Here is a 22,720-nt window from a genome sequence, read left to right on the forward strand (position 1 = left end):
GCCTGTCAAAATGTGTTTGGGCTTCCGAGGGCAAGCGAACAGGCAGGTTGGCTATGCTGGGTCCAAGCAGGCGCGGCTCTGGGGTGGAGAAGGGCAATGCAGTGGCAGTGGCTGGTCGTGCTGGGCGGTGTGCTGGGGCTGGGCTCCCCGGTGTTGGGGCAATCGCCTGAAACAGGCTCTCCCGCTTCTGGGGGGAACCTCTCGGCGGCGGAAAACGGGCAGAGGGGGGAGGGGGATTGGCTTTTGCCCTTGCCCAGCTCTGCCGATCGCCTCGATGCGGTGCCGGAGCGGGGCTGGCTGGCGGTGGGACTGTTGGAAGCGCAGGCAGTGACGCTGCTGGATGGGGCGAGCGGGGATCCCCTGTGGCAGGTGGCGGTGGGCTTTGCCCCCGGCGTGGTGCGGGTGGATGCGGTGCAGCAGGTGGTCTATGCCTCCGGCCCCAATGCTCCCGGGGTGGTGGCCCTCGATTTGCTGACGGGGGAGCTGCTGCAGGCCTACGGGCTGCCGGCGGGGGTTTTGGATATGGCCGTGGATGCGGCCGGGGGGCGAGTTTTCGCCTCCATGCCCGCCGCCCAAAGTTTGGCGGTGATCCCCGCTCCCAACCGCCAACGGAATGGATCGGAGCCTCCGCAGGCCCGCAACTTGCCGCTGCCGGGGCCACCCTTGGCTTTGGCCTATGACCCAGAGCGGGGAGCCCTGTTTGTGGGCCTGGCCGGCGAGGATCCCCTCAGCCTGCTGGTGGTCAACCCCGACAATGGCGAGCTGTTGGCTCGCTGGCGCGGCGGCAACACTCCAGAAGCGATGGCTCTGGATGCCCAACGGCAACGCCTGGTGGTGCTCAACTCGGGCAGCCAGGATCTGACGGTGCTGGATCTGGGCCGCAGCGGCGAGGCCCTGCAGCGGATTGGCCTGGATTGGCGACCGACACGGCTGGCCCTTTCCGCCGATGGCCGCTGGGCCTACGTGACCTCCCGCAACAGCGACCGTCTGCAGGTGGTGGATCTGGAGGTGGGGCGATTGGCCGCCTCGCTGCGGCTGGAGGGACAACCCACGGGTTTGGTGAGGCTGGGGGAGCGGGATCTGTGGGTGGTGGCGGCAGGGATCCCGGCTTTGCGCCGTCTGGTGGATATTCAGGCTCAAGTTGGCGACGGACGGGCGGAGCCCTGGAATGGGGGGGCAAGCCAGCAGAATGGGATCCCCTCTTCCGGCAACCGCGGCGTGGTGACGGGGCGGGTGCTGGATATTGCCGGCCAACCCGTCCAGACGGGGGTTTTGCGCCTGGCCGCCACCTCCACGCAGCCCCCGCAGACGGTTCGCATCGCTGCCGACGGCACCTATGTATTGCCGGAGTTGCCGGCGGGGCTGTACCTGGTGGATGTGGAGGTGCCGGGGTTTCCGCCCACCAGCACCCAGGTGGAGGTGCGGGCCGGTTTTGTATCCACCCAAGATATTCGCCTGCCGCCGGGGCAGCCGGCCCGCCAGCCGGAGGGCATTGGCCTTTTGCCGGATGAGCCGGTTTACTCGGATGAGCTGGCCCGCCACCTCAGCCTGGCCCTGAAGGAGTTGCAGCCGCAGCGACCGGTGCTGCTTTTGAACGGGCCTTTGGGGCCGGATCCCCGCTTTGAGCCGCTTTTGCCCCTCATCCAGGGCCTCACTCTGTTGGATCGGGATGAGCGCTACACCGCCGACTTGGCCAAGCTGAAGGCCATCGGCGATGCCCTTGGCTTGCGCTACATTCTCTTGACCCAACTGCAGATTTCGCGGGACTACAACCGCCAGGGCAGCTCGCTGCTGAATACGGCCCTGCGCTTCCTGGCCCCGGCTGTGCCGGTGGAAATTCCCAATTTCACCCCCAACCAGTTGCGCAGCCGCGGCCTGGTGGTGGTGGTGGACTTGCAGCGGGATCGGCCGGGGGATCGGGCTCGCTACTATGAGGCCTATGGGCGGGATGATGTGGGCGGGGATCCGCTGTTTGAAGATGCGGCAGCGGGCCTGTTTCGGCTGCAGGTGCGCAACATGGTGCCCGTCTTTATCCAACAATGGCAGGCCAACAATCCCTTTTCTGGGTGAGGATCCCTGCAGCAGGATTTTGCTCTGATAGAACCGACTGCCACTACTGGATGTAGCCTTGCCATGCCTCTTTTCTTCTCCCTCAATTCTCTCGGGTGCAGGGTCAGCTTGGGCAGTCTGGCTCTCTGCGGCTGGCTGGCCCTGACTCCGGGAGCGCTGGCCCACCCCATTCCCCGCTTCACACCGCTGTTTCCCCATCGAGACCAGGCGGGATCCCAGGCACGGCTGGTGGGGCAGGTGAGCAACAGCCTGGGGCAGCCGGTGGCCGGGGCGCAGGTGCAGTTGGAGGGCTTGGAGCCCGTCCAGACGGACGAGCAGGGGGCGTTTGAGCTCGACCAGGCTCCTGCCGGACGTTGGATGTTGACCGTATGGCACCCCGACTACGAAAAGGCGGAGCACGAGATCCTGCTGCAGGCGGGCCTGACCACCCCTGTGGATGTGGTTTTGCAGGTGCCCATCCGGCCCCAACCCCGGCGTCGCCTCGGCATTTTGGGGGTAGGAGGGCTGGAACATACCCAGCTTTTGGGCCAGCGCCTGGCCATCGAAGCGGTGCGCCTGGGCCTGATCCCCAACAGCGAGAAGGTGGTGCCCCTGGACAACCGCCGCATTCAGCCCCTTTTGCGCCAGGTGGGCTGGCCGGTCTACGAGCTGTTTGAGTGGGATCGCCGCAAGCCGGAAGCGGTGAGCCAGTTTTTCGATTACCTGGGCCTGGAGGCCATTGTCATCGCCCGCGTCGATGTCCTCACCCGCCCGGCCTCGCCGACGGAGGTGAGTCTGCGCTCCCGCAGCCGCCTGGAGCTGTGGCGGTTTGACGAGCAGGGCAACCTCATGGCGGAGGTTCTGGCAGAAGCCAGCCGCGATCAGGTGGAGCGGGGCAACCTCAACGCCGCTGAGCTGGCGCAGCTCTATCAAATCCAGGTCACCCAAATGGCCGGCGAAATCGGATCCCGCTGGAAAGAAAATCACCCCCTGGCCCCCTACCTGGAACTGGCTCCAGGCGAGGCCCCACCCCCGCCCTCGCGCCTGGATACGGCTGTGGAGCTGGTCATCCCCACCCCCTAGCGACGACGGGAGGAGCCGCCCGAAGAGTGGCGGGAAGAGCTGCCCCCGGAGGAATGGCGGGAGGAGGAGCCGGAAGAACCAGAAGAGCCGCCCCAGGATCCCGTGCCCGAAGAGCGGCCAAAGTCCCTGTCCCAAGAGGAAGTCGAGGTAAAGACTGTAACGGTGCTGTGCCGCTCATCTTCTTGCTCCGCCTGCCACAGGGATCGCTCCAGGCGATCCAGCCTGTCTGCACAGCGCTGCAGAGCGGCTTGAACCCGCTCGATCTCTTGCTGGGCCTGATCGAAGTTCTGCTCGGAGAGGCTGTTCCAGCGCTGAATGGCCGGGATCCCCTCTTGGCTGATGTAGAGGAGGAGCCGCCTCGTTTCTTCCAGCGCTTTGCGCTCTTCCTGCGGCGGGTGGCGGAAGAAGCCCCCATACACCCGGCGATCCAGGTCGGGTAGGCGCTGCTTGAGGCTTTGGAGCTGAGTTTGCAGGCGGCTGAGCTCGGCCTGGTTTTTTTGGTGTTGCTGGACGTAGGCGCGGCTGTGGTTTTCTAGGCTGTCGATGGCGCTGTGCAGCTCGGGCAGGGATCCCAGGGCTGAGGCCAGTTGGGCCAGGTCGTCGGCCTGCCGGGGAAAGCGGTAGCCCTGGTTTTGCCAAGTTTGCAGTTGAGCCAGCAGATCCAGCAGGCGGATCCCGGCCTCGGCCAGCTCCAACCCATCCAGATCCAAACCCCTTTGCTGCAGGGAGCGCACTTGGTTCAACAGCCCGGCCAAGCCAGAGCCGAGAGAGGTCGGGATCCCCGCAGGGGCTTGGCGCAATCGGTTTTCCAGAGTAGCCAGCTTGGCGGAGAGCAGAGCAGGGGCCTTCTGCAGGCGATCCAGCTCCCGTTGCACCCGCTCGATCAGGCCGAGAATGCCATCGGCATCCAAGCGGTTGGGATCCACCCGCAGCAGCTCGACTTTCAGGGGGCGACCTTCCAACTGTTGGCGCAGGTCTTCCAGTTGCCGCAGCAGGGATCCCCCTTCCTCGGCCAGGTTAGAGGGAAGAAACTGCACCGGGTTGAGCAGAGTTTGCAGTTGCTCTTCGCTGAGGTTGAGCAGGCGCTCACGGCTGCCCACCAGGCTGATGTAGAGGCGTTCCCAGGCTTCCACCTGCTGCTCCAGCTCCCTGAGGGTGGTGGGAGTTTGGTTGGAGAGCTGCCCTTGCACCCAAAAGGCCTGCGTGAGAGCCTGCCGACAGGCCTGCAAAGTCTCGAGGAGGCGGGATCCCAACTGTGGGTAGCGCTCCCCCCCCAAAATCAAATAAAGCCGGTAGAAGATAGTCTCCTCCGGCTTGTCACTGGGCAAGAGACCCTCTAGGGCCAAGAGCAGAGTGGCCACCGGAGCTTGCAGGACTTGGATCTGGTTTTGCAACTGCCGGCGGCGCCGCTGCCTGCGCCAGGAGATCGTGCCGCCGATCACCGCTGCGGCACCGGCCCCCACTCCCAGCAGTGGCCAGGGGGAAGGCGGAGGCGGATAGGCCAGCCGATAGCTCTGCTGCAGCCCGACCACCAGCGCCTGCGAGGGATCCCCTTGGCCAAGCAGCTCGCGCACCTGGGATCGGAGGTGTTGGTACTCGTGGTCGGCGGTATCGAGGCGGGTGCCGTAGAGGGTTTCGCCATAGGTGATGTTGAACCCCCAGGGCGGGAAAGTATCGGTGCTGGCGGCTACCGTCAAGCCGTTGCGGTCGTAAAAATCCACTTGCGACAGATCCCGCAGGCCGGCCTCTGCCTCCACACGATCCAAACGGGCAAACCAGGCCTGCTCCGAGGGATCCCGCGCATCGGTGAGATAAACCAGCACCCGAAAACCTTTCGCTGCCCAGGGGGCAGCCGCCTCGCAGACTTGCTTGGCATCCACCGCCAGCCTGGACTCCAGGCGCAAGGTGGCGTAGGGGCAAGCAACCCCTTGGGCTTGAACCGGGCTGGGGGCAAACAGCCACGCCAGTGCTAACAAAAGAGCGACGAGAAATTGCATGCTCCTGGCCCAGCCCGACAGCTCCACTCTAGCGCCATGCCGCAGGAAGTTATGCCTGGGCGGCTAAGAATGGCCGCTCTCCGAATGAGGAGAAGTGTCAGGAGCGGACGGGCTGCTCAAGGATTGCTCCAGGGCCAGACGCTGCTCCATCACCCGCAGAAAATAGCCGCCCATCATCGCGCCGGAGAGCATTTTCGCCAAGCTCTCGCGGTTGGTGATGATCTGCACCCCAAATTGATCGGAGGGCAAGCTCCCCACCAAGCTGCGGATGTTGTGGCCCAAGATCTCCAGCACTTCAGGGGAAGAATTGCGGGCAATATCCTGAAAAATGCTGGGATCCTGAGCTTGCAGATACTGCCAGAGCCGGTTGTCGGGGCTCGGAGTTTGCATAGCCTCAAAACCAGGGATGAAATTTAATGGGCTCGACATGGAGTCACCAAGCTCCCCAAACACAGCAGATCCAGCCCAACTCGGAAGCCTGGCCTGATCCCTCAGGCCTTCGCAGTTGGCCGCTTTGGGCTATGTCAACGCTAACACCCAATCCTCACCCCTCTCGGTACGGGATCCTACCCCTCTGCCGTGGCAAATACCGCACCTGGGATCCAGAGCTGAAGCTGGGGCCTCAGGATCAACGGCTGTCTTCCGAGGTTTCGCCCGCGGGCTCTTCCTCGACTTCAGTGGGATCCCCGACAAAAGAGGCCGGCACCACCGTCACCGCTACAATGCTGTCTTCGGGATCCAAGCGCTGCACCAGCACCCCTGTTGCCTCACGAGACTGAGTGGGGATGGCCTTGGCCAACTGGCGCATAACAATGCCTCTGGCAGTTACCAACAGGATCTCGTCCTCGGCATTGACGATGCGCAGGGCAGCCAATTCATCCGACTCCTGGCGGAACTTGGTGGCGATCACCCCCTTGCCACCCCGGTTTTGCTGACGGAAGTGGTCGATGGCCGAGCGCTTGCCCCGCCCTTCTTTGGTGATCACCAATACCCAGGGGTTGGCCAGCCCCTCCCCCTCTCGCTCAGCAGCCATCACCGACTCGGCGAAAATAATGTCCATACTGACGATGTCGTCACCGGGGTTGAGGGTGATGGCCCGCACGCCGCGAGCAGGCCGCCCTAGGGGACGCAGTTGCTCGTCATCTGCCCGGAAGCGAATGGACATGCCTTGGCGGGTTGCCATCACTACATCGTCGCTGGAGCGGGCGCGGCGCACCCAGCGCAGCTCATCGTTTTCCTCCAGAGAAATGGCAATTAGGCCGTTGGAACGCACATTGGCAAAGGCGCTGAGGGCCGTTTTTTTGATGTAGCCCCCCTGGGTCAGCATCACCAGATATTCGTCGTCGCTGAACTTGCTCACGGGCACCATCGAGGTAACCCGCTCTTCCCGGCTCAGGGGCAGCAACTGGACGATGGCGCTGCCGCGGGCGGTGCGGCTTCCCTGCGGGATCTCGTAGGCAGGCAGGGTATAGACCATCCCCCGATCTGTGAAAAAGAGGATGGTGTCGTGGCTGCGACAGGCAAAAAATTGCTCGATGGCATCGTCGTCTTTGATACGGGTGCCGGCCTTGCCGCGGGTGGCCCGCCCCTGCACCTGAAATTCTTTGATGTCCATGCGCTTGATGTAGCCCTGCTCCGTGAGAAAGATGACCGTCTCGCGGTTCTCGATCAGATCGGCTGTCTGCAGCTCACAGTCTTCCAGACAGAGGCGGGAGCGGCGCGGGCTGGCAAAGCGGGCCTTGAGCTGCTGCAGCTCTTCGCTGATGATCTGCATCACCCGCTCCCGACAGGCCAAAATATCCCGCAAATCGGCAATTTGCCGCAGCAAGTCCTCGTGTTCGGCCTGGATTTTCTCCGCTTCCAGGGCGGTAAGGCGGCGCAGTTGCATTTGTAGGATGCCATCGGCCTGCGCTTCGCTTAGCCCCAGTTGGCTCTGCAGCTCAGCGCGGGCTGTGGCAGTATCAGCAGCTCCGCGGATAAGGGCAATCACCCGATCCAACTGCCCCAAAGCCACCAGGTACCCCTGCAACAGGTGATCCCGCTCCTCCGCCTTTTGTAGCTCATAGCGGGTGCGCCGCTCGATCACCGCCTCCCGGAAATCCAAGAAAGCCTGCAGCGCGTCCCGCAGGGTCAGGGTGCGCGGCTCGCCGTTGAGGATGGCCAGCATGTTGACCCCGAAACTAGACTGCAGGGGGGTCTGCTTGTAGAGGTTGTTGAGCACCACCTGGGGCTGGGCATCCCGCTTCAGCTCGATCACCACCCGCATGCCGCTGCGGTCGCTCTCGTCGCGAATGTCGGCAATGCCTTCCAGTTTTTTGTCGTTGACCAGCTCGGCAATTTTTTCAATCATGGCTGCCTTGTTGGTCTGGTAGGGCAGCTCGGTGATGATGATGGCGTCCCGCGCCGGTCGGCCCCGCTGCTCAATGGTCTCGATGGTGGCCACCCCCCGCAGGGTGATGGAGCCGCGCCCGGTGGTATAGGCTTCGCGGATGCCCTCCTGGCCCATGATCAGCCCGCCAGTGGGGAAATCGGGGGCCGGGATCCATTGCATTAACTCCAGGCTGGTCAGGTTGGGGTTGTGGATGAGGGCAATCAGGCCGTCCACCAGCTCTCCCAGGTTGTGGGGGGGGATGTTGGTGGCCATGCCCACGGCAATGCCGGAAGATCCGTTCAACAACAACTGCGGGATCCGCGCCGGCAGCACCAGCGGCTCTTGCTGGGATCCGTCGTAGTTGTCGATGAAGTCGACGGTGTTGGCGTCGATATCCTGCAGCAGGGCTTCCTGGGCAAAGGCGGTGAGGCGGCACTCGGTGTAGCGCATGGCCGCCGGCGGGTCGTTGTCGATGGAGCCGAAGTTGCCGTGCCCGTCCACCAGGCGCTCCCGCATGGAGAAGTCCTGCGCCATGCGCACCAGGGCATCGTAAACCGCCTGATCCCCGTGGGGATGGTATTTCCCGATCACATCCCCGACGACGCGGGCACACTTGCGAAAAGGCCGATCCGCCGTCAGGCCCAGCTCGTGCATGGCGTAGAGGATGCGGCGATGCACCGGCTTGAGGCCATCGCGGGCATCCGGCAGAGCCCTCCCGACAATCACGCTCATGGCGTATTCCAGGTAGGACTGCGCCATCTCCCGCTGCAGATCGGTGGAGATGATGCGTGCGGTCAATTCGTTGTCGCTCATGGGGTGGGGGTAGAGGTGAGGGATCCCGGCCGGCTTGGGCGCGGGCAGGGTGCAAGGTCAGAAGGTTGTTGCCCGCCAACAGTCGGCAACCTAGGGCAGTAACCCCAAATCCAGGTGTTTCCAGTCTACCATTCTGGGGTAGAGCGGCTGTCGGCAGGCAGCTCTGCTTGGCAGAGAGAGTTTCCCAAACTCGGCGCCGAAAGGGGATCCCTGAAGAAACTTATAGATAGAAATCTATTCTCTAGTCTAGTCTTTATGGTAACGCTCAATGGTAGCCTACCTACATAGTGTCGAGAGCGGTGGAGCATGCTGCAGCAAGCGAAAGAAGAGCAGGCCGGCGGTAGGAGATTTCTGGATTGGCAGCGGCGGCTAAGCCTAGAAAACTGGCGTGGGGATCTCTTCGGCGGCCTGACGACGGCGATTGTTTCCTTGCCGATGGCTTTGGCCTTTGGGGTGGCTTCCGGGGCGGGGCCGGTGGCAGGTTTGTACGGGGCGGTGTGTGTGGGCTTTTTTGCCGCCCTGTTCGGCGGTACCCCCACCCTTATCTCTGAACCCACCGGGCCGATGACGGTGATGATGACGGCGGTGGTTGCCAAGGTTACCGCCAGCTATCCGGATCAGGGGTTGGGGCCAGCTTTTACCGTGGTCATGCTGGGGGGCCTGTTTCAAATTTTGTTTGGATCCCTGAAGCTGGGCAAGTACATCACCCTCATGCCCTACAGCGTCATCTCCGGCTTTATGTCGGGAATTGGCTGGATCATGATTTTGCTGCAGATCCCGCCGCTGTTGGGCCACGCCAGCCAGGGGGGAGTGATCGGGTCGGTGCAGAACCTGCCGACCTACCTGCTTAACCTCAAGGTGCCGGAACTGGGGTTGGGGCTGCTGACGCTGGCCATCCTCTTTTTCTATCCCAAGCCCTGGCGACGGGCGGTGCCGCCCCAGTTGGTGGCCCTGGTGCTGGGAACGCTGGTGGCCAACTGGTTCATGGCTGACTGGGAGTTGCGGCGCATTGGCCCCATTCCCACCGGCCTGCCTCAGGTGCAATGGCCGCAGTTGCCCTTTTCATCTTTGGCCAGCTTGGTGTTGGACGGGGTGGTGCTGGGCATGCTGGGCTGCATCGACACCCTCTTGACGGCGGTGATTGCCGACAACCTCACCCGCACCCGCCACGACTCTGACCAAGAGCTGATCGGGCAGGGGATCGCCAACCTGGTCTCCGGCTTCCTGGGGGGGTTGCCGGGAGCAGGGGCGACCATGGGCACGGTGGTGAACATTCAGTCGGGGGGACGTACGCCCTTGGCGGGCATCACCCGCGCCCTCATCCTCTTGATGGTGGTGCTGTTTGCCGCTCCCCTCACCCAAGGGATCCCGATGGCGGTGCTGGCGGGGATCGCCTTTAAGGTGGGGGTGGATATCCTCGACTGGAGCTTCCTGAAGCGGGCCCACCGCCTCTCCCTCAAAGGGGCGGCCATCATGTACGGGGTGATGTTCATGACGGTGTTTGTGGATCTCATCGCTGCCGTGGGAGTGGGGGTGTTTGTGGCCAATTTGCTCACCATCCAGCGCTTGAGCGAGCTGCAGTCGGAAGAGGTGAAAGCCATTACCGATGCCGACGATGCCGTAGATCTCACGCCGCGGGAAAAGGAATTGCTGCGCCAGGGCCGCGGCCAGGTGCTGCTGTTTTACCTGAGCGGCCCGATGATCTTCGGGGTTTCCCAGGCCATTTCCCGCCAACACCAGGCGGTGGCTTCTTGTCTGGCTTTGGTGGTGGATCTGTCGGATGTGCCGATGCTGGGGGTTTCGGCGACGCTCTCTCTGGAAAATGCCATTCGTGAGGCCCTAGATCGCGGCAAGCAGGTGTGGATTGTCGGGGCCAGGGGCCGGATCCGACAGCGCTTGGAAAGCCTACGTTTGCCCTTGCCGGCAGAGCGGTTTGTGGAGAGCCGGGAGGCCGCTTTGGCCGAGGCCGTCGCCCAGTTGGGCTTGGCGGCAGAACCCAGTCCCCTGGTTTGAGCCATCCGATGAGCCCAACAATAAAGCTGTAGACTTCGTTTGCCGGATCGGGGTCGGGCCTGAGTCTATGCAATGGAAAGGTCGGGTTGCCTACTTGGCAACCCTGCATCGCAAGGAGCAAGTGATTGGCCCCCTCTTGGCCCAACACCTGGGGATCCAGGTGCAAGTGATACCTCTCGACACCGACCAACTGGGCACCTTCTCACGGGAGCGGCCCCGGCCGGGGGATCCCATCCACACCCTACGCCTAAAGATTGAGAGAGCCCGCCAAGTTTGTCCTGCCTCTTTGGTTTTGGCCAGCGAGGGATCTTTCGGCCCCCACCCCCAGCTTCCCTGGATCCCTTGGAACCAGGAGTGGGTCATGCTCAAGGTTTTTGAACCTGACGCGGATCCCTTGGAGCTGGTGGGCTACGCAGAAAGCACCCAAACCAATTTCAGCCATCGCTGGGTGCAGAGCTGGGCAGAAGCGCTCGACTTTGCCCGACAGGTGGGGTTCCCACAGCACGGCCTGATCGCCCTCGACCGGCCGGAAAAGCCCCAAGTTATCCACAAAGGGATCCAAGACGAAGCAACCCTAAAGCAGGTGGTGGAAGAGCTGCTGGCCCGCCAGGGAGGGCTGCACCTGGAAACCGATATGCGGGCCCTGTACAACCCAACCCGCCTGCAAGTGATTGCGGCAGCCACCCAAAACCTCATCGCCAAAGCCCAAAGCCTCTGCCCCGCCTGCGGCACTCCCGGCTACTGGCGCATCCGTTCCATCTCGGGGCTGCCCTGCGGCCAGTGTGGTGCCCCCACCCCTGTAACCAAGGCGTGGGTGTATGGCTGTGCCCGCTGTTCCCACACCCACACCGAGGCTGTGGCAGAGACCTGGGCAGATCCGGCTCAGTGCGCCTTTTGTAACCCCTAGCTTCCCGGCGCCCGCTCCAACTTGCTCGATGTCTTCCAGGGCAAGGCTTGGGAAACTTCCCATCAAAAAAGGGATCCGCCGCGGCGGATCCCTCCGTTGTTTTTAACCTAGGCGGGAGAGCAAGGGGTTAGAAGGTGAACACTGCCCGCAGAGCACCCACACCGATGGTCGGGTCGTTGTCCCCTGGCCTGCCCCCATTGGGATTGCTCACAAAGTAGGCAGCGGGCGTCAAGGTAATGTAGTCGTTGACCGGGAAGCTGTAGTAGACATCCACGACGAAGGGCCGGGTATCCCACACACCCTCATTGTCGGTGGTCACGATCGGCTGACCGAAGACTACACCACCCTTGGCACCCTCAATGAAGAGATCCGGGAAGGCAAAACCCAGCAAGAACCCGTTGAAGTCTTCATCGCCCGGATCGATGGTGCCAGCCGGCACCACGTTGGGCAGGTTATAGTCAACGTTGCCGGCCGTAAACCAGCCGGACACGATAATGCGGGGGCTCAGCTCCCAGTTGGCAGCCACTGTAAAGGCATTGACCCGAGCCGAGGGGGTGACGTCATTCCGGCGCAGCGGACCGCGGAAAAGGCTGCTGCCGGTAGCCAGGAAACCGGGACCGCGGCTAGCGTCCTGCAGATAGGTGGAAGCAAATTGCAAATACAGCTCCAGATTTTCCGTCGGCAGAAAGCCCAGCTCCACCGTGTGGGCGCTGTCGTTACCGGTCAAACCGCTGTCACCGAAACCTCTGCCCAAGGTCTGGCCGCCGCGGGTGCTGTAGGCGTAGGCCAGACGAAACTGGTCGCCGAGGCGATAGCGGAAGCCAAACAGCGTGCCACTGGGCACATCTCCCGTGGAGTTGGGGAGGTCGGCAAAGTCGGAGAGGGCATCGAAGGGGACGCTGTATTGCAGGACACTGGACACCCCCGTGCCCGTGATGCCGGCGTAGATGGTGGCAGCGCGGTTAAAGGCAGGGAACTGATAGACCAACTGGGCCAGCGTGAAGGTGCCACCACCACCCCCTTGGAAGCCAACGCCCGGATCCCCTGCGAAGAAGGTGGTTACCGCATCGCGAGCCTGCAGACGAATGCGCAGACGGTCACGCCCAGCAAAGGAAGCGTCGAAGTTCAAGCGCACCCGGTAGGGCAGGGTCATGTTCGCCTGATTCTGCTCGGCCACCACCCTGTTGTTGACCACCCGGTCGTCGGTGAGAGCGCTGCCCAGGACAGCGGTGATCACTTGGGCATTCAGCTTGGTGACCGGGTTGAAGACCTTGCCCTTCAGGTCATTTACGTCGGCTTCCAGCGCGTCTACCCGTCCCCGCAGGGCTGCCAGCTCGGCGGCAAACTCCTCCTGCAGCCGCTGCAGTGTAGCCAAGTCCTCCTTAGAAACCTTGTCGGCCAGGCCGGCGGCGATCAGCTCGTTGATGCGATCCAAGCAGGCATTCATCCCGGCGGCAAACTCAAAACGGGTCATGGCCCGGTTGCCGCGGAAGGTGCGGTCAGGGTAGCCGGCAATACAGCCGTAGCGCTCGACCAGCGATTGCAGCGCCTGGAATGCCCAGTCGGTGGGCTGCACATCGGAAAGCTCAGAGATGGAGGTGACAGGCCCTGTAGCTTGGGCATAGGCCACTCCAGGGGTTAAGACTGCCGCTGCACCCAGGGTGCCAGCCAGCAGCGTTTTCCAGTAGTTCGTGTGTTTCGCGGGCATGTTTCTCTCCTTGTTTTTTGTCCTCACACCTGTTTAGCTGTGGCAACGTCTCCTAGCGATGCCCAACTGCCCAACTCTAGAGCGAGCCTGACAGTTGCGAATTCTAGAAGAACATAGTACAGCCCTGTCTTACATCGTCTACCACTTTACACACTTTTTGAGCGAGACTCAATGCGAGGCTCAAGGGCGGCAGACGCTCCAGGCCCTATACCCATTACTTTACCTCAGGGATCCGGCCCTGGCTAGCGGGTGTATCCTGAAGCTGAGCCACGGGCTAAGGCGGGGATGGGCGGTACCGGACTCGAACCAGTGACATCCTGCTTGTAAGGCAGGCGCTCTACCGCTGAGCTAACCGCCCCCTCGGCTCCCTGAGTCTAGCATTTCCTGAGGGGCTATTTCCCCATGCCCAGGCTCTGCGCCTTCTGGTACACCTTGCCCTCGGTCAAAAGGGAAGGGGCAATGCAGATCGCCACCTGGTGCATTTCCTTGAGGTTGGCGGCGCCCAGGGTGGCCATGCTGGTGCGCAGGGCACCCCAGAGGTTGTGGGTGCCGTCATCCAGGCGGGCGGGGCCGCGCAAGATCTCTTCCAGGGTGCCGGTGGATCCCACGCGAATGCGGGTGCCGCGGGGCAAAACGGGGCTGGGGGTGGCCATGCCCCAGTGAAAGCCGCGACCGGGCGCCTCCTGAGCGCGAGCCAAGGGGGATCCGATCATCACGGCATCGGCCCCACAGGCGATGGCCTTGCAGATATCCCCGCCGGTCACCAGGCCGCCGTCGGCGATGATGGGAACGTAGGTGCTGGTTTCGGCCAAGAACTGGTCGCGGGCGGCAGCGCAGTCGGCAATGGCGGTGGCCTGAGGTACTCCCACCCCCAGCACGCCGCGGGAGGTGCAGGCAGCGCCGGGGCCGATGCCCACCAAGACGCCGGCAGCTCCCGCTTGCATTAGCTCCAGGGCGACATCGTAGGTGACGCAGTTGCCCAGCACCACGGGAATGGGCATGGAGCGGCAGAACGCGGCCAGATCCAGCTTTTGCATGCCCTCTGGCACCTTGTGATGGACGGAAACCACGGTGGCCTGGACGAAGAAGAGATCTCCGCCTGCTTCCGCCACTAGGGGCCCATATTCAGCCGCATGGGCGGGCACGCAGCTAGCGGCGGCAATGGCGCCGGCGGCTTTGATCTGGCGGATGCGCTCTTGGATCAGCTCCGGCTTGACGGGCTCGCTGTAGAGGCGCTGCATCAGGGGAACAAACTCGTCTTTGCCGACCGCAGCAATCTGATCCAGCACCTCGTCGGGATCCGCGTAGCGGGTTTGGATCCCGTCCAGGTTCAGCACGCCCATCGCCCCCAGCTTGGAGAGCAAAATCGCCATCTTGACATCCACCACGCCGTCCATGGCGCTGGCGATGATGGGGATGGGCCGTTGGATCCCTCCCAGAGTGAAGTGGGTGTCTACCAGGCTGGGATCCAGAGTTCGCCTGCCTGGTGCCAGCGCGATCTCATCCAGCCCATAAGCGCGTCTTGCCTGCCGATTGCGGCCCAGTTGCACGTCCATTTTTGCCTTGTTCTGCGGATCCCTCGTTCTTATCATGCCGCCAAGGGGGGATCCAAGGCTAGTGAGGGTTGTGTTCTCTTGGCCGTGATTTGAATACCGCCCAGCGGTCGGAGTCGGGTAGCTTACATAGATAGGCTGTTTCCCGCTTGCCCGATCGTGGATATCCTGCGCAATGCCCCGCTGGGGATTTATCTGGAAGAGCCTCGCACCTGGCTACATTGCCTGGATCCGCGCGTGAAGCTGGCCTGGCTGCTCAGCTTCCTGCTCAGTCCCATTTTGGCCGGCAATGGCTGGCGCCTGGCGGTGGTGGCACTTCTCTTGCTCTTGACGGTGGCAGCCCGTCTGCCGCGCCGGGTTTGGTCAGGCCAACTCGCTCTGGTGTTGGCTCTCAGCCTGCTCACCTTTGGGATCACCAGCTTGGCCCCAGATGGGTTGGGGGTCTTTCCGCAGCCGCAGCGGCAGGATGTGCAGGTGGTGGGCTATGGGCTGACCGGGATCCCCGGCGTTCGCGATAGCCTTCACCTGGCTGCAGAACAGGGATCCCCAGACCGCGCCTGGCGCGAGCAAACCCGTGCCTGGCCAACGCCCTATCGCTACCGCTTGGTTCAATTGTCCCTGTTGGGGCGAACCTTTCAGGTGTCGCGCCGTTCTCTGTCGGTGGCCTTGCGGCTGGGCACCCTCATCTTTACGCTGCTCTATGCCACCAACTTGTTTTTGCTGACCACCGCCCCAGAGGAGATCACCGCTGGGATCGGCCAACTGTTGCAACCTTGCCAGCGCTGGGGATGGCCGGTTGCGGAGGTGATCCTCACCCTCACCTTGGCGCTGCGCTTTCTGCCGCTGGTGATGGAGGAGGTGCAAAACCTGGTGCGGGCGGTGCGAACTCGGGATGTGCGCTGGGGATCCCTCAGTTTTCGGGGCGGGATGCAAACCCTGCTGGCCCTGGTGGAGCGCTTTTTTGAAAACTTGCTCCTGCGGGCCGAACAGATGGCCATGGCCATGCAAGCCCGTGGGCTGACCGGCCCCGACCATCCCCTGCGCTGGCACCGCCTACAACTGCGGCGGCTGGATCGAGGGGTGCTGGCCTTCTTGCCCCTGTTTTGGCTGCTGAGGATCTTGTCTTCCTGAGGGCTGTGCTCTACGCTGGGCTCAGCGGCAGGAGCAGTCGGGAAACGGAGCGCCCATCCCCAGACAGATAGAAGGAGAGCTGACCTCCCATCCGCTGCACCACCCGTTGGCATAAGCTGAGTTCCAGGCCGGGGCTGGCCGCCAAAGGCGACTTGAGCAAAGGATCCGCGTAGATCACCCGCTCCGGCTCCAACTGAAGTGCCGCTGCCAGGTGAGGGTCAAAGCTGCCCTGATCCACCACCAGCAGCTCTGCATAGCCCTCGCCAGCCTGGCTCCACAGATCCAGCCGCCCCCCTTCCGGGCTGCGCAAAGCGGCGGCCACCAGCAGCTCCCAGAGCACCATCTCCAGGCGTCCGGGATCCCCCTGGATGGCCAGACTCATGTCCCCATGGGCCCGCGGCCACAGCTTGCGTTTTTGGGTCAGGCCCTCCACCCGGCGCAGGCTTTTGCGCACCAAAGTAGCCAAAGATACCGACTGCAACTGTGGCTGGATCTGCCAGGTTTCCGCCTGCAACAACGGCTCTGTGGAGACCGTCAGCTCTCGCAGCCCCTTGCCGATCTCCACCACTTTTTGCCAGCGGGTGGCTTCGTCGCCGGGGATCTCCGGCACCTGACCCAAGCGGCGCAGGCCGTCCAGGAGGGCATTCTGTAGGTCTAGCAGGCGGCGGTGTTTGTACCAGTTCAACTCCCTGAGCACCTCCTGCTGCTCTTGCAAAGTTTGCATCCAAAGCAAGCGCCGCAGCGTCCAAGCGCAGGTCTGGGCGATCAACATCACAGCCGCCCGCTCGTCGGGATCCCAAACCTTACCTGCCTCTGCCCCCAGGATCAAAACCCCCAGAGGCTCCGGCAGAGAGGGATCTGTCTCGCCCAAGGGCACCAGCAGCCAGGATCCCAGGCCGGCAGAATTGAGCCAGGTGCGGCTGGCAGCCGGGATCTCTTCTTGGGCAAGCTGAAGGGGCTCCCCCGCCTGCAGCACATAAGCCAGCAGCGGATCCTGGCGGTCGATCTCGGTGGCTCCGCTGGGGCAGAACTCAGGGGCAGCAGCAAAGGGCGGCTGTAACTGGGCCCGGCTCTCCCCCGGCTGCCAACTGACTACGAGAGCCAACGGGATCCCCAGCAATTGGGCCGTCTGTTGAGCGGTGGTGGTGTAGAGAAAGGACTCTATACTGCTGTCGCCAACGGGCGAGATGTTCAGGTTTTGCAGGGCCAGACAGGTGGCGATCAGGCCCCTGAGCAGTTGTTCTTGCCGTTGTCGCTGTTGTTCCGATTGGAGGTGCCGCAGGAGCAACCCCACTTGTTGGGCGATCCCGCGCAGCAGTTGCCGTTCTTCCCGGCTCCAGGCCCGTAGCTGGGGGTGTAATACCAGGAGCAGCCCTTCCGGAAAGACAGCGTTGCTGACGGCGCCGCCGACCCGAGTATGGGTGAGCATGAGGGAGCGCACCCCCAGAGGGGCCAGTTCTTGCCGCCAAGAGAGCAGGCGCAGATCTTGGTCGTAGTTTTCTGCCACCACCACCTCGCTGCGCAGCAGATCCTGCCAGTCTTGCTCGCTCAAGGGGCTAAACTGCGGCGGCAAAGCCTGCTTGCCTTCGCTGCGGTGCTCGTAGAAGAGGCGGGGGATGGGCCTGTCGGGATCCACCGTCAACACGGCCACCACAGCGGCCTTCAGGCGCTGCCCCAGGCCAACCACCGCTTGCTGGAGAGCCTGTTGCAGCTCTGCTGGGTTGTAAAGCGAACGGCCCACCTGGTGGACAAACTCTTGGTCGTCGGCCAACTGGCGAATGCGGCGATCCAGATTTTCCAGGGGGGCGGCCAAGGCCAGCCCATTGGCGGCAGCGGCCACCAACTGTCGCTCCACCGCTTGCCAGGTGCGGGGCAGCTCCGATTGCACCCAGATAAACCCCAGCAGATCCCTCTCCAGCAAAATCGGGGCCGCCAAAACCGCCTGAGCCCGCAACTGCTGCATCAGCTTGGGGGGAACCTCAGAGCGGGTCGTCCCCGTGCCGCCCACCACCACCTGGCCATCGGTGAGGGTGTAGTACATGTCCCCCAATTCCCGCAGAGAAAGGCCGCCATCTTTTGGCGACGCTGCTCCCGCTTTGGCCTCTCTGGACATGGGGGCAGGAGTGGGTGGCTGGCTGGGCCTAGCGGCGCTTCCATGGGGAACAAACCGCCCCTGGCTGCGCTCGTGCCAGTACACCTGAATATGGACGGCGCCCAGGAACGTCTGCAGCTCCTGCCTCACCAGGCTGACCCGTTCCTGCAGGGATCCCGCCTGGCGCATCGCCGTTCCCAACCTCAGAAGTAGATCCTCAAGGCGCTTTTCGGTCTGCTGTTGCCAAGCGTTTTCTAGCTCTTGCAGCGAGGCCGCCAACTGCCCCAGCAAAATCCCCAGCAGGGCCTTTTCGTCCTCGCGGGTGGTAACTCCCCACATCTGGGATCCCAGCATCAGGATCCCCAGGCAGCGCCGCCGCCCCACCGCCGAGAAGGGATAGATGAAGCAGCCCTGGATCCCGCCCAGGCGCCTGGCCTCCCGCTGCCAAAGGCCCATGCGCGGCTCCTGGGAAAGATCGGGCACGCTGATGGGCCGCTGTTCGATCACCACCTGCTCCAGGATCTCCCCCGGCTGCAGGGGATACAGAGCTCGCAAGAGCGCTTGATCGTCTTCCCGCAGGGTCACCCCCCCTTGGCCCACCAACTGGTGATTGGCATAGTCGTAAAGAGCAAGCCAGATCAGCGGCGCCCCAAACACCGCCCTGACATACTCCAGCGTGAGCTGAATGAGGGCGTTGGCATCGCTCTGCTCCCGCATCTGTTGCAAGGTTACTTGCAGAGCTACCCAGGGAGACAGGGATCCAGCTCTATCGGAATAAGGGGGAACAGACTGAACCATACCCGTGTGGATTGATTCTGCAGGTTAGCCAATGCCCTATAAAACCTTCTCAACTCCTCCTCTTCTTTGCCAAAAAGTTGGCTAAAGAGCCATGCAAAGGACTTGCACTGGCTGGGAATAACTATAACCCCCCGCTGAGGGGCTGGGTAGCAACAGGGGCAGCCAGGGCCTGCAGGTATTCAGGAAGGCCTTACTACTGGGATCCCCCGCAACTTGTGGGTGTGGGTCACCAAGCTGTGGACAAAGTGTTGAAAGCGCTGTTGTAGCTTCTCGTCTTTGAGATTGCCCTGCTCGTCAAAAGCGCTCCAAGCCCGACCAATGGCGATTTGCTCCGGGATCGCCCAGCCATGCACCCAACGCACAATTAAGCGCATCTGGTTGAGGGTGTTGCTGTTGCTCTCACCGCCCAAAACGCTGATCAACCCGAAGACCTTGCCCTCCAGGTGCTCAAAACGCAACAGATCCAGGGCATTTTTCAGGCTGCCGCTGATGCCGCCGTGGTACTCCGGGCTGGCCAAGAGGATCCCATCCGCCTGCTTCATGGTCGCCTGCAAAAGCGCCACATCAGGATAGTCCGCGTAGGATTCCGAGCCATCCGCAAAGGGCAGCTTCATCTGCCGCAGATCGAGAATGTGCAAGGGGATCCCCAGCTTCTCAAACTCGCGCCGCGCCACCTCCAGCGCTTGATAAGTCAAGGAATTGGGCCGCAAGCTGCCGCCGATGGCCACGAAACGAGCCCCAGAGGCTTCAGCCATGACGGCTTGCGAATTGACAGTAAGGGCTTGCAAAGTTGAAGGAGACATGAGCTGAGCTCCTGAGCAGGCATTAGTTACGTTTCAAACAATCATAACTCATACCAACTCTGCGTTGTAAAGATTGTTTGAGCTGCGGGGCTGCCTAAGGCTGGTGCATTCGCCCAAGGGTCGAACAGTCCGATTCCTACTCGGAACTGGGGATCTGGGGCCAACGGATCACCTGCAGCAGGTTGGAAAAATCATCCCTCCAGACCGGATCTCCGGCTTGGGGCAGAAGGGGCTGCCAGCCCTGCAGAGCTCCAGGGTTGTTGGCCATCAGCACCCAGTGGGAGGGGGCCAGCCCTGCTTGTTGCTGGTCAGAGGACAGATCCCGGTGGGCCTGCTGCCAAGCCTGGAGCTGCAGGGATCCGGCCAGGCCGGCCAACACGGGGGCCAAGTTGAGGTGACGGTTGGTGATGTTGAAGAGCAGCCAACCCTGGGGCTTGAGCTTGCTTAGGTAGAGGGTCAGGGCCTCTAGGGTCAGCAAATGCACCGGCACGGCGTCGGAGCTGAAGGCATCCATCACCATCAAGTCATAGCTGCCCGCTGGGATCCTCTGGAGGCTGAGGCGGGCATCGCCGAGGATGACCTGTACCTGCGCCTGCTGGCTGGCCCAATCGAGATAGGAGAAGTAGCGGCCCGCCCAGTCGGCCACGGTGGGATCCAACTCGAAAAACGTCCACTCATCCCCCGGCTGGGCGTAGGCGGCCAACGTGCCGATCCCCAGCCCCAACACCGCAATGGCGGGCCGGAGAGCCGCAGCCTGAGCTCTAAACGCCGCAAACACCTGCCCAACCGGCCCAGACCGGGCGAAATAGGTCAGCGGCTGCAGGGCCTTTTGGGGATCCAGGTTTTGGCTGCCGTGTAGGGTGGTGCCGTGCAGAAGGCTGCGGAAGGATCCCTGCTCGGTCTGGTATTCCACGATTCGGTTGAGGCCAAAGGCGCTGCGCTGGCTGGCCACCACCTGCAGTCCCGGCATCAGCCAGGGTTGCCCCAGCAGCACAACCAACCCCGCCATCGTCCCCAGCCGCCGCAGCCATCCCCTCTTGCCCTCTCCTGTGAACACCAGCACCGCCCACCCCAAGGCTAAGCCCACGGCGGAGCCGCGGTGAAGCAGCGCCGGCAGGCGAAAGCGCAACAGCAGCAAGGGCAAGAGCAACCCCAGCCCCAGCCACAGGCCCACCCGCCCCCCCAGCACGGCCAGCGACACCCCCAAGAGCAGAGGATATTCCAGCACCGTCTCAAACACCTGCGGGGCCAAGAGGGCAGAGAACATCCCCCCCAAGCTCCCCCCCAAAGCCAACCACAGGTAAAACTGCGTCAACTGCTCCACCGGCGGGCGCCGGCAGGCCAACTGGCTGTGGCAGCCCCAGCTTACCAGCCCAAAGGTGACCAGATGCAGCAGCAGCAAAAAACCGGGCCTCACCCAGCCCAAGACCTGGGCCCCCACTGCCCCGCAGGCCAGAAGAGCCGTTGTTCCCAACATCCACTTCCTGGGGTAGATACCCCCAAAAGCCAGCATGAATGTCAGCAGATAAATCCCCAGGGGGATGGCCCACAACAGGGGCACCGCCGCCACGTCGGTGGTCAGCAAAGTGGTGACCGCCACCAACAGGCCTGCCGGCAAAAAAGCCAGCCCCGCCCAGCGCCAGCGCTCTCCCCAGGAGACTGCCAAGGATCCTGGGTCGGGATCCCCCACAGTGCTCTGGGCCGCTGACGCCAACAGCCCCACCCCGCTCAGCAGCACCAGGGCTGCCACCAGCGCGTAGGATCCCGTCCACAGGTGAGTTTGCCCAGCCAAAGACAGCCGGGGCTCCAGCAGCAGCGGGTAACCCAGCAGCCCGGCCAAACTGCCGGCATTGCTGGCCACATAGAGAAAATAGGGATCCCGCAGCCCCTGTTGCTCCGCGACCTTTCTTGCCGCCAACCCCCGTTGCAGCAATGGCGCCGTCGCCGACAGGAGAAACAGCGGCACCCCAGCTCCCAAAGCCAGGTCTGCCAAGAGGGCGAGAGGGGGCCACGCTCCTTCCGGCTGCAGGCAGAGCCCAAATTGAAAGGGTAAAAGCCTCAGCCCCATCAGCAGCAAGATCCCCTGGATCAGCACGCCCATCCTGGGATGCAACCCACGCCCCAGCCGGTCTGCCCACAGGTAGCCCAACAGCAGGGTGACCTGGAAAAAAGCCAGGCAGGTGTTCCACACCAGGGGGGATCCTCCCCACAGCGGCAGCAGCAACTTGCCCACCAACAACTGTCCCCAAAAGAGGCAAAAAGCGCTGCCGAACAAGCCGAGGCCAACCAGCCAAATCAAAGCCGACCCACCGCAAAACCCTCAACTGCCAGTATTGCCCAGCCTCCCCCGGAAACTTACAAAGAGATTTAAGATCGCAACGTTGACGCGAAGCCAGAGGCTCCCCATGCTTCCTTTGCCCACCGCACCCCCCATTGCAGAGCACCGCTGGCTCTGGCGTGACCAGTCCATTCGCTATCAGCAGTCGGGATCTGCCGGCCCGGCGGTGTTGCTGATCCATGGCTTTGGGGCCAGCAGCGACCATTGGCGGAAAAATTTGCCGGAGCTGGGGCAGCACTGTCGGGTGTACGCGGTCGATCTGTTGGGCTTTGGGGGATCCGCCAAGCCTCTGCCCGGCTCGCCTCTGCCCTACACCTTCGAGACCTGGGGATCCCTGGTGGCAGATTTTGTGCGCGAGGTGATGGGCCAGCCGGCCTATCTGGTGGGCAACTCGATTGGCTGCATTGTGGCTTTGCAGGCGGCGGTTCTGGATCCGGGGCAGGTTTTGGGAGTGGCGATGTTGGATCCCTCGCTGCGGCTGCTGCACGAGCGGAAACGAGCGCAAATCTCCTGGCTGCGCCGCTGGACCACTCCTCTGCTCCAATCCCTGCTGGGGTGGCCCCCCTTTGGTCGTTTTTTCTTCGCCCAGATAGCTCAACCCAAGGCCATTCGCAACATCCTCCTCCAGGCCTACGGACGCAAAGAAGCCGTTACCGAGGAACTGATCCAGCTTTTGCTCAAGCCGGCTTTGGAGCCAGGAGCGGCAGAGGTCTTTTTGGCTTTTGTGCGCTATTCTCAGGGGCCTTTGGCAGAAGATCTCTTGCCTCAGCTCGCCTGCCCCGTCTTGATCCTGTGGGGGGAAGCGGATCCCTGGGAACCCATTGCCCTGGGGCGGGCCCTGGCGGGGTTCCCTTGCGTGGTGGGGTTCATCCCCTTGCCAGGAGTTGGCCATTGCCCCCAAGACGAAGCCCCCGAGCTGGTCAACCCGCTGCTTTTGGACTGGATCCGGGATCCCAGCCGGAAACCTGATCCCATAGTCTAACCCCTCACCCCCAGCCCCTCTCCCAGAGGGAGAGGGGAGCTGAAGCGGCGCGTTCGCGACAGCGTTGTGTAGCAATGACTAC

At 62.9% G+C, this 22,720-nt stretch carries 14 protein-coding genes and 1 tRNA gene; 6 read left to right on the forward strand and 9 right to left on the reverse strand.

Annotated features, from left to right (window positions below):
• Nucleotides 1-96: 96 nt before the first annotated feature.
• Together NW851_RS00710 and NW851_RS00715 are read left to right on the forward strand one after the other, a co-directional pair.
• Nucleotides 97-2,070 carry a carboxypeptidase regulatory-like domain-containing protein gene (locus NW851_RS00710; RefSeq protein ID WP_414336565.1) on the forward strand — a complete coding sequence of 658 codons (1,974 nt, stop codon included), beginning with the start codon at nt 97-99 and terminating at the stop codon, nt 2,068-2,070.
• 108 nt (nt 2,071-2,178) lie between these two features.
• Nucleotides 2,179-3,132 carry a carboxypeptidase-like regulatory domain-containing protein gene (locus NW851_RS00715; RefSeq protein ID WP_414336567.1) on the forward strand — a complete coding sequence of 318 codons (954 nt, stop codon included), beginning with the start codon at nt 2,179-2,181 and terminating at the stop codon, nt 3,130-3,132.
• On the opposite strand, the gene NW851_RS00720 is transcribed toward NW851_RS00715, so the two are convergent.
• The 3 genes from NW851_RS00720 to gyrA form a co-directional block, all read right to left on the reverse strand.
• On the reverse strand, nt 3,129-5,129 hold the full coding sequence (locus NW851_RS00720) for a hypothetical protein (RefSeq protein WP_414334832.1): 2,001 nt from the start codon (nt 5,127-5,129) through the stop codon (nt 3,129-3,131). The genes NW851_RS00715 and NW851_RS00720 overlap by 4 nt on opposite strands.
• Before the next feature lie 63 nt (nt 5,130-5,192).
• Nucleotides 5,193-5,519 carry a DUF760 domain-containing protein gene (locus NW851_RS00725; RefSeq protein WP_414336569.1) on the reverse strand — a complete coding sequence of 109 codons (327 nt, stop codon included), beginning with the start codon at nt 5,517-5,519 and terminating at the stop codon, nt 5,193-5,195.
• Nucleotides 5,520-5,757: 238 nt separating this feature from the next.
• Entirely contained in the window at nt 5,758-8,313 is a 2,556-nt protein-coding gene (gene gyrA, locus NW851_RS00730; RefSeq protein WP_414336571.1) for a DNA gyrase subunit A, read from the reverse strand.
• Nucleotides 8,314-8,619: 306 nt separating this feature from the next.
• On the opposite strand from gyrA, the gene NW851_RS00735 reads away from it, so the two are divergent.
• Both NW851_RS00735 and NW851_RS00740 read left to right on the forward strand, forming a co-directional pair.
• Entirely contained in the window at nt 8,620-10,326 is a 1,707-nt protein-coding gene (locus NW851_RS00735; RefSeq protein ID WP_414336572.1) for a SulP family inorganic anion transporter, read from the forward strand.
• A 67-nt stretch (nt 10,327-10,393) separates the two neighbouring features.
• On the forward strand, nt 10,394-11,233 hold the full coding sequence (locus NW851_RS00740; protein ID WP_414336574.1) for a DUF6671 family protein: 840 nt from the start codon (nt 10,394-10,396) through the stop codon (nt 11,231-11,233).
• A gap of 127 nt (nt 11,234-11,360) precedes the next feature.
• On the opposite strand, the gene NW851_RS00745 is transcribed toward NW851_RS00740, so the two are convergent.
• The 3 genes from NW851_RS00745 to NW851_RS00755 form a co-directional block, all read right to left on the reverse strand.
• A complete protein-coding gene (locus NW851_RS00745; RefSeq protein WP_414336575.1) occupies nt 11,361-12,941 on the reverse strand; it encodes an iron uptake porin in 1,581 nt (526 codons plus the stop codon).
• Between the two features lie 286 nt (nt 12,942-13,227).
• Nucleotides 13,228-13,299 (reverse strand) — tRNA-Val (locus NW851_RS00750).
• Nucleotides 13,300-13,333: 34 nt separating this feature from the next.
• Complete coding sequence (locus tag NW851_RS00755; RefSeq protein WP_414335148.1) at nt 13,334-14,497, reverse strand: GuaB3 family IMP dehydrogenase-related protein; 1,164 nt, start codon at nt 14,495-14,497, stop codon at nt 13,334-13,336.
• 156 nt (nt 14,498-14,653) lie between these two features.
• On the opposite strand from NW851_RS00755, the gene NW851_RS00760 reads away from it, so the two are divergent.
• Complete coding sequence (locus NW851_RS00760) at nt 14,654-15,625, forward strand: energy-coupling factor transporter transmembrane component T family protein (protein WP_414335149.1); 972 nt, start codon at nt 14,654-14,656, stop codon at nt 15,623-15,625.
• A gap of 10 nt (nt 15,626-15,635) precedes the next feature.
• Here NW851_RS00760 and NW851_RS00765 read toward each other — a convergent pair whose 3' ends face one another.
• The 3 genes from NW851_RS00765 to NW851_RS00775 all read right to left on the reverse strand — a co-directional run bounded on the left by NW851_RS00765 (nt 15,636) and on the right by NW851_RS00775 (nt 21,617).
• Entirely contained in the window at nt 15,636-18,515 is a 2,880-nt protein-coding gene (locus tag NW851_RS00765) for a GAF domain-containing protein (RefSeq protein WP_414336577.1), read from the reverse strand.
• 179 nt (nt 18,516-18,694) lie between these two features.
• Nucleotides 18,695-19,318: an NADPH-dependent FMN reductase gene (locus tag NW851_RS00770; RefSeq protein WP_414335151.1), complete on the reverse strand. Its 624-nt coding sequence runs from the start codon at nt 19,316-19,318 to the stop codon at nt 18,695-18,697.
• Nucleotides 19,319-19,454: 136 nt separating this feature from the next.
• A complete protein-coding gene (locus NW851_RS00775; protein WP_414336578.1) occupies nt 19,455-21,617 on the reverse strand; it encodes a spermidine synthase in 2,163 nt (720 codons plus the stop codon).
• 106 nt (nt 21,618-21,723) lie between these two features.
• Here NW851_RS00775 and NW851_RS00780 point away from each other — a divergent pair, with 106 nt between their 5' ends.
• Nucleotides 21,724-22,638, forward strand: coding sequence for an alpha/beta fold hydrolase (locus NW851_RS00780; protein ID WP_414336580.1), 915 nt, complete (start codon nt 21,724-21,726; stop codon nt 22,636-22,638).
• Nucleotides 22,639-22,720: the final 82 nt, after the last annotated feature.

This window comes from Synechococcus sp. H55.7, assembly GCF_047462395.1.
In the GTDB taxonomy this organism is placed as follows: Bacteria; Cyanobacteriota; Cyanobacteriia; order Thermostichales; family Thermostichaceae; genus Thermostichus.